This is a genomic window from Paenibacillus sp. E194 (assembly GCF_000935845.1).
Taxonomy (GTDB): domain Bacteria; phylum Bacillota; class Bacilli; order Paenibacillales; family Paenibacillaceae; genus Paenibacillus_B; species Paenibacillus_B alvei_B.
On record NZ_JMDX01000255.1, the window covers coordinates 1 to 7653 of the forward strand.

Below are 7653 nucleotides of genomic sequence, written 5' to 3' on the forward strand. Positions count from 1 at the left end.
CCATACTCGCCAGCACTGCTCTTCGCATTTAAATGCGAAACGAACAGTGCTGCTTGAGCACAGAGGTTCTTCCTCATCCCTATTCAGAACGATACATTTATTCGCTAACTTCATCCATTACCGATTCTGCTGGCGGATGATAATGATCAAGTTGACGGAACACAATTCCTTTATGCTCCATCATCGCAGCCACTTTATCGCTATCCTTCAAATAAGGACGGTGATAAACGATCTCGACAACACCACTATTGGCGAGCATATTGGCACATGTCCAACAAGGCTGATCCGTCACGTATACCGTAGATCCCTCTCTATCATTCCGATCCGTGAATAGCAGCAAATTCTGTTCTGCATGGATCGTGCGAATGCAGCGCTGCTTCTTAACCATCTGCGCCTCGCCGTCTACGACAACTTTCTCATATTGTTCTGCGATCATGCAGCCAGCCTCACTGCAGTCAGGAATCCCCATCGGAGCGCCATTATAAGCGGTACCAAGCAGCTTCTTGCCCTGTACGAGCACAGCGCCCACATGCCGTCTTGGACAGCGCGAGCGAGTAGACACCATATAGGCAATATCCATAAAATACGTATCCCAGTCTTTGCGCATAGTCGTTGTCATAACTCCAATCCCCATTCTTCTGCCTTTGTCTATGTTGTGTATTTTACCCTTATTGTAAGCAGGCCTGCGCATTCATGCAACTAAAGACATCACAATGTTGCACATTTCACGCATTTTATTCCACACGTACCTGATCCCGGATCTTGGCCATCATCTTCTTGCCGATTCCCTTTACCTTCATGAGATCATCAACGTGGCGGAAGGCTCCCTTCTTCTCACGGTATTCAATGATTGCTTTCGCTTTACTCGGCCCAATACCTGGAAGTGTCACCAGCGCAGATGCATCAGCCTCATTAATGTTAAGGAGTTGGGATATAGTTCCATTAGCTCCCTTGTTCCCATCCGCACTGGAATTCTCCTTCTCCGTCTTAAGGACATCCGTTGAAGGAAGTAAACTGGAGGCCTCCGATTGTCCTCCTTTTCCCGTATCAGCACCAACATCCTTCTGGGCTACTGTCGATGCGGAAGGCTGCTGCTTGTTCTGTGCATGTTGTTCCGCAACAGGAGTCGACTTCGAAGACATCTTCGATTCCGTGATGTGGGCTTCCTTCCCTTCAGCAGCCATCATCGATTCAATCTCATCATTCAAATCCGTCCAAGTCCCTGCTTGCAGTGACCCTTGCGGCTTCACCCATATCCACATACAGATTGCAACACCAATTACTGCTAGACTCATTGCAATTAGCCAGCGCATCGGCAATGCTCCGGACTTCCTCATTCCTTCTCTCATGTCACCACACCCTTCGTCAGCGAATGACGGCATAATGGTCAACCATGTCATCATATGGATCAATAAGCTTGATAAACTTGTGTTCATCACAAATGAATACGAAGTGAACATAATCACGTCCTACGACAACAGCGGAATAGGCAGAAGCAAAGGGAGGGAACGTACTTGAAAGTCGGGTTTATAGGTACGGGAAGCATGGGGTCTACAATCATTGAAGCACTTATTCAATCAGGTGCATTGGAACCATCTCAACTTATCGCAAGCAATCGCACGAGGAATAAAGTTCAACAGCTAGCTGCGCAATATCCTGGGCTGCAATTGGCCAGCAGCAATGTAGAAACTGTACAAGAAAGCGATATCGTCTTTTTATGTGTGAAGCCTTCAGAATTCAAGGCCGTTCTGAACGAAATCGCACAATATGTAAAGCCTTCTCTCATCGTTGTATCGATAACGAGTCCAGTGCTTATTAGCCATTTGGAGCGGCAGCTGTCCTGCAAGATAGCAAAAATTATACCAAGTGTTACGAATTATGTATGGAGCGGAGCATCCTTATGTATGTATGGAAGCAGAATTCAAACAGAAGACAGGCTGCTATTGGAACAGTTGATGATGTCCATTAGCCGTCCAGTTCAGGTATCCGAGCAGTATACGCGCATCACTTCGGATATCTCAAGCTGTGGGCCGGCATTTATCGCCTTTTTCGTGCAGAAATGGATAGAGGCTGCAGTTGAAGTTACAGGAATCGAAAGGAATGAAGCAGAGCGTCTGGCCAGCGAGATGCTGCTTGGTACTGGCAAGCTGCTAACGGAGGGAGGATTCAGCCTTGAGCACTTGAGACAGCGGGTAGCAGTCCCCGGCGGCATTACCGCCGAGGCGCTCCGTCTGTTGGATGGTGAGCTGGATGGGGTATTCCAGCAGCTCATTCAAGTCACCCATGCCAAATATGAGGAGGATCTACACAAGGTCGAATCCCAACTATTTGGCGAAGAGCTTAACCGACCACAATGTTAACAAGTCTGCCTTTTACTGCGATGACTTTGCGAACCGACTTGCCAGCGATGGCATCCTGAACGTTCGCGAGGGACATCGCTTTTTGCTGCATTGCTTCTTCGTCAGCATCTGCTGCTACATTTGCACGGCATACAATCTTGCCATTCACTTGAATAACAATTTCTGCTTCCGCATCAACTGTAAGCGACTCATCATAAGTCGGCCACGCAGCGTACGTAATCGACTCTTGGTAGCCAAGACGCTGCCACAATTCTTCCGCGATATGTGGCGCGAGCGGTGCCAGCAATTGAACGAAGTTCTCCATCGCTTGGCGTGGGAGTACCTCTGTCTTATACGCCTCATTGATGAAGATCATCAATTGGCTGATTGCCGTATTGAAGCGGAATCCTTCGATGTCTTCCGTCACCTTCTTGATGGTCTTGTGCCATGTGCGAATGAAGGCTGGATCTGCTCCATCCGTTCCGTCAGCAATCTTGCTGTTCAGGGCTCCAGTCTCCTCGTTAATGAACAAGCGCCAGATGCGGCTCAAGAATCGGTAGCTTCCTTCTACACCATTCGTGTTCCATGGCTTCGTCGCTTCCAGTGGACCCATGAACATTTCATAGATGCGCAGCGTATCGCCGCCGAACTCGTTCACAATATCATCTGGATTGATGACATTGCCGCGGGACTTAGACATTTTCTCGCCATTTGTACCAAGGATCATCCCTTGGTTAACAAGCTTCTGGAATGGCTCCTTCGTATCTACGACACCAAGGTCGAACAATACCTTGTGCCAGAAGCGCGCATACAGCAAGTGAAGAACCGCATGCTCAACGCCGCCAATGTACAAATCGACTGGAAGCCATTTCTTTTGCTTCTCTTTGGAGCAGATTTCATCGTTATTGTGCGGATCGATGTAGCGCAGGTAGTACCAGCTGCTGCCTGCCCATTGCGGCATTGTATTCGTTTCACGGCGAGCCTTCATGCCCGTCTCTGGATCAACTGTGTTCACCCATTCGTCTACGTTCGCAAGCGGAGATTCGCCAGTACCTGATGGACGAATCTGATCGACATCCGGCAGTGTAAGCGGAAGTTCGGATTCCGGTACAGGCTTCATTGTTCCGTCTTCCAGATGAAGAATTGGAATCGGCTCTCCCCAGTAGCGTTGACGGCTGAACAACCAGTCGCGCAGGCGATACGTTACCTTGCCTTCGCCCTTGCCTTCTGCTTCAAGCCATTCAATCATGCGCGCCATTGCAGCCGCATTGTCCATTCCGTTCAGGAATTCTGAATTCACATGAGCTCCATCGCCGGAATATGCTTCTTCCTGTACATTGCCGCCTTCAATCACTTCGATAATCGGCAGGTCAAATTGCTTCGCGAATTCCCAGTCGCGCTGATCATGTCCAGGAACAGCCATAATTGCACCTGTACCGTATCCAGCAAGCACATAATCCGCAATCCAGATTGGAAGCTTCGCTCCATTCGCCGGGTTCACCGCATAGCTGCCTGTGAATACACCCGTCTTATCCTTCGCCAAATCCGTACGCTCCAGATCGCTCTTGCGTGCCGCCTGCTCTTGATATGCCTTCACAGCAGCCTGCTGTTCAGCTGTCGTGATGCGTTCGACAAGCTCATGCTCAGGAGCCACGACACAGTAAGTTGCACCGAACAGCGTATCTGGACGAGTTGTAAATACAACCAGTTCCTCTTCGTGACCGTCGATTACAAAGCGAACTTCAGCTCCCTTGGACTTCCCAATCCAATTGCGCTGCATGTCTTTCAAGCTCTCCGGCCAGTCAAGCTCATCCAGATCTTGCAACAAACGCTCTGCATACTCCGTAATCTTCAATACCCACTGACGCATTGGCTTACGAATAACTGGGTGGTTACCACGCTCCGAACGGCCATCAATGACTTCCTCATTCGCAAGTACTGTACCGAGAGCTGGACACCAGTTAACAGGAACTTCTGCAACGTAAGCGAGTCCTCTCTTGTACAACTGAATAAAGATCCACTGCGTCCACTTGTAATATTCCGGATCAGTTGTGCTGAACTCGCGATCCCAATCATAAGAGAAGCCCAAGGACTTGATCTGACGACGGAAGTTGTCGATATTCTTCACCGTGAATTCACGCGGATGCTGTCCCGTATCGATCGCATATTGCTCAGCTGGAAGGCCGAATGCGTCCCATGCCATCGGATGAAGGACATTGTACCCTTGCATGCGTTTGTAACGAGACATGATATCTGTAGCCGTATATCCTTCCGGGTGTCCTACATGAAGTCCGGCGCCAGATGGATATGGGAACATATCCAGTGCATAGAAATTCGGCTTGTTCTCATCTTCTGTCGTTGCAAATGTCTTATGTTCATCCCAATAGGATTGCCATTTCGGCTCGATCTGCTGCGGCACGTAACCGTGCGGCTGCTTCGCTTCTTGACTCATGCTTACTCCTCCTACGATGCCTAGACGGCTGCTCGCGCATGTCCGTCATACTTGTGGCAATGAATAAATGTGATTAAAAAAGCCTCTCATCCTTAGCGATTATCGCTAGGGACGAGAGGCATTATTCCCGTGGTACCACCCTAGTTAGCGGACAGCATGCTTTGCTATCCACTCCCTTTACACCATTAACGCTGGTAATACGTCGCAGCTTACCGCTCCCGATTCTGCTGCGCGACTCTGAGGCGAGTTCGCTTCTGCACCATCACCGGCTTGCACCAACCGCCGGCTCTCTGAAGATGGGACCTAAGGTACTATTCCTCTTCGAAGTCTTTCCATTCTACCTATTCAGCTTGAATATGATTATGATGCATCCAAATAGATGCAAGTAGGTATATAATAATGAAAAATTTTCTTATTGTCAATGATCGCCATGGAACTCCTAATCTTTCTTGTTCATTCGCCTTGAATTGAGAAAGTAACATCGAATTCTACATCTCACGACGGATAAATGTGCATCTCACGTGCATCTTCAGAAACTATGCACATCTATCTTTATGGCTTCACTGCAACAAAAAAGATTCGGCGCGATTCTTCGTCCGGCGACTGCCATTCAAAGTCCGCAAATTGATCGACATGACCGAAACCAGCTTCTTTCAGCATACGTTCTAACCAGTCTGGATCATAGGCGCGTTCAACATGCTCCTCGTCAATACGCTCGTACAAGCCTCCAGACTGCTGACGAACGAACAAGGTCAGCTGGTGCTCAATCTCCTGGCGTTCTTCATCATAGTCCGAAAACCAAATGTAAGAGATATCTTCATCATCATAGGCAAAAGGCTGGGTCTCCGCATAATGTTCGAATTGACGGACATGAAGCACATCGAACAAGAAAACGCCGCCAGATCTCAAGTTGTTATAGGTAGCTTGAAAAGCACGCTTCACGTCGTCCCCTTCAGTCACATAGTTCAAGCTGTCACAGAACGAAACGACGGCATCCGCTTCTCCAGGAATGGCCCAATCGCACATATCCTGATTCACCCAACGCACGTCGCCCTTCAGCGGGCCAGCCTCTATTCCCTTGCTGCTCGCAATTGACAGCATCGATTCTGAAATATCGATGCCAATTACATCATAACCGAGCTTCGCCAGTGGCAATGCCGTACTCCCGGTTCCACAGCCAAGGTCAACGATGGAACGAACCTCGCCGCTTCCAAACCGTTCCCAAGCCTGCCGAGCAAATGACACCCACTGGTCGTATGGCATGTCCTCCATTAAGCGGTCATAAACCTCCGCTACACGCCCATATGAAATCATCCATCTTCACTTCCCCTGCCGGAGGTTGTTCCATAATTCCATCATTCGCAATGCATGTTGAACGAACGACTTACCGTGCATTGTCGTTGCCGCGCGAGCGAGCCTTATGTGCTTCACGCGCTTCGGCTTGTGCCGCCGATAGTACCTTGTGAAGCTGTGCCGTATCCATTGCAGCAGCCGTTTCCGTCAATTCGGTCCAATTCCCATTTTGACGAATGAGTCCCGCCTTCAGCAAGCGACCGATGGCACGCTTGAATGCTGACTTGCTAATGCCAAAGCGCTGCTTCACAATATCGGCTGGCGTCTCATCGGAATATGGCATTGTGCCGTTTGGGCGCTCCTTCAAGAAGGTGAACAAGCGTTCAGCATCTTGATCCATGCCGACTTCTTTACGCTCTGCCATCGTTACATTCACGCGCCCATCCTCACGGACATGCGTAATGCGAACACGGACAGACTCACCAAGACGAAGCAGGCGCGGACGGAGCGATTCATGAATGAATCCAATAACACCTTCTCCAACAGGCGCGCCATCTACGACAACGAACGTTCCCATCTTGAGGGCACGGTACACGACCGCATCGCGCCATGTGTTGTTCCAAGACTCAGGAGCTGCGAACATATAAGGAACCAAATCATCTTCACGAGCTGGCAGTGCAATAAGTCGTCCGTAGCGATCCTGTTCCATCCGGACGTATACCTCATCGCCAACCTTCGGATGAAGCGGTTCGAACTCGGGAAGCTCTCCCTTCGGAAGCAGCAGCTGACGCCCAATCCCCATCTCAAGGAAGCAGCCGTACTTCGGATGAATATCCGCTACCGTAAGCTTAGCAATCTCTCCGAGTGTCAATAAAGGACGCTTCATTGTCGCAGCTATACGATCTTCCGTGTCATAATATAAAAACACTTCCACGTAATCGCCTGGCTCTACTTTATCCGTAAGCTCTGTATAATGCAGCAACACGTCCTGTTCCCCGTTTGTCAAAAAATATCCATACGGAGATACTTCACGGTCGATTATTAAACGTTGAATTGTCCCTGCTTCCCAAATCATGCCAATTCCACAACTTTCGCATCGGACCACAGCTTCTCAATGTTGTAATACTCGCGCTCTTCGCGGTGGAACACGTGAACGATAACGTCGCCCAAATCAATGAGAACCCAGCGTGCAGAGTCAAATCCTTCTGTACCGCGCACGTGTCCGCCTACTTCATGCACACGCTTGCGAATTTCGTTCGTGATCGCTTGGACTTGTGTATCCGAGTTCCCGTGGCAGATTACGAAATAATCTGCAATGAGGGAAATGCCTTGCAGGTCAAGCGCAATAAGATCCATCGCTTTCTTATCTTCAGCCGCATTTACGGCGATTTCGAGCAATTCCTTAATGTTGATTGCCATTCAATTACCTCCACATTGTGTTTGAGCCATTCTTATTCTTGTATTTCCTAAGTCCATTTCACTGATTATGTTGCTGACTGTTCAAGTTCTGCCTCCAGTTCGAGGATCAGTCCATTGCGAGCATGGATCGTCAGCGGAAATACCCTGCGG

The 7653-nt window shown here is 49.2% G+C and carries 7 protein-coding genes and 1 other annotated feature; of the genes, 1 reads left to right on the forward strand and 6 read right to left on the reverse strand.

Annotation, left to right across the window (positions count from 1 at the left end):
• Positions 1–97: 97 nt before the first annotated feature.
• Positions 98–619, reverse strand: a complete 522-nt coding sequence (locus tag AZ66_RS24260) for a deoxycytidylate deaminase (protein WP_021256844.1) — start codon at positions 617–619, stop codon at positions 98–100.
• Positions 620–734: 115 nt separating this feature from the next.
• On the reverse strand, positions 735–1349 hold the full coding sequence (locus AZ66_RS30170) for a ComEA family DNA-binding protein (protein ID WP_197081765.1): 615 nt from the start codon (positions 1347–1349) through the stop codon (positions 735–737).
• 165 nt (positions 1350–1514) lie between these two features.
• Between AZ66_RS30170 and comER the strand changes: the two genes are divergently transcribed.
• The gene (comER, locus tag AZ66_RS24270) at positions 1515–2360 is read left to right on the forward strand and encodes a late competence protein ComER (protein ID WP_021256846.1); all 846 of its coding nucleotides are present in this window, start codon (positions 1515–1517) and stop codon (positions 2358–2360) included.
• Here comER and leuS read toward each other — a convergent pair.
• From leuS to rsfS, 4 genes are all read right to left on the reverse strand, one after another.
• Positions 2341–4791 (reverse strand): leucine--tRNA ligase, encoded by a 2451-nt coding sequence (leuS, locus tag AZ66_RS24275; RefSeq protein WP_044357214.1) that lies wholly within the window; start codon positions 4789–4791, stop codon positions 2341–2343. The genes comER and leuS overlap by 20 nt on opposite strands.
• Before the next feature lie 104 nt (positions 4792–4895).
• Positions 4896–5125, reverse strand: a binding site (T-box leader).
• A 218-nt stretch (positions 5126–5343) separates the two neighbouring features.
• Positions 5344–6105 (reverse strand): class I SAM-dependent DNA methyltransferase, encoded by a 762-nt coding sequence (locus AZ66_RS24280; protein ID WP_044357215.1) that lies wholly within the window; start codon positions 6103–6105, stop codon positions 5344–5346.
• Between the two features lie 70 nt (positions 6106–6175).
• Positions 6176–7159 carry a CvfB family protein gene (locus AZ66_RS24285; RefSeq protein WP_044357217.1) on the reverse strand — a complete coding sequence of 328 codons (984 nt, stop codon included), beginning with the start codon at positions 7157–7159 and terminating at the stop codon, positions 6176–6178.
• A complete protein-coding gene (gene rsfS, locus AZ66_RS24290; protein WP_044357219.1) occupies positions 7156–7503 on the reverse strand; it encodes a ribosome silencing factor in 348 nt (115 codons plus the stop codon). Before rsfS ends, AZ66_RS24285 begins: the two co-directional genes overlap by 4 nt.
• Positions 7504–7653: the final 150 nt, after the last annotated feature.

Bases quoted from the DNA above. Each gene is read 5' to 3' on its own strand.
- AZ66_RS24280 (WP_044357215.1), bottom strand. From the start codon at position 6,105: ATGATTTCATATGGGCGTGTAGCGGAGGTTTATGACCGCTTAATGGAG.
- AZ66_RS24285 (WP_044357217.1), bottom strand. From the start codon at position 7,159: ATGATTTGGGAAGCAGGGACAATTCAACGTTTAATAATCGACCGTGAA.
- leuS (WP_044357214.1), bottom strand. From the start codon at position 4,791: ATGAGTCAAGAAGCGAAGCAGCCGCACGGTTACGTGCCGCAGCAGATC.
- AZ66_RS24260 (WP_021256844.1), bottom strand. From the start codon at position 619: ATGACAACGACTATGCGCAAAGACTGGGATACGTATTTTATGGATATT.
- AZ66_RS30170 (WP_197081765.1), bottom strand. From the start codon at position 1,349: ATGAGAGAAGGAATGAGGAAGTCCGGAGCATTGCCGATGCGCTGGCTA.
- rsfS (WP_044357219.1), bottom strand. From the start codon at position 7,503: ATGGCAATCAACATTAAGGAATTGCTCGAAATCGCCGTAAATGCGGCT.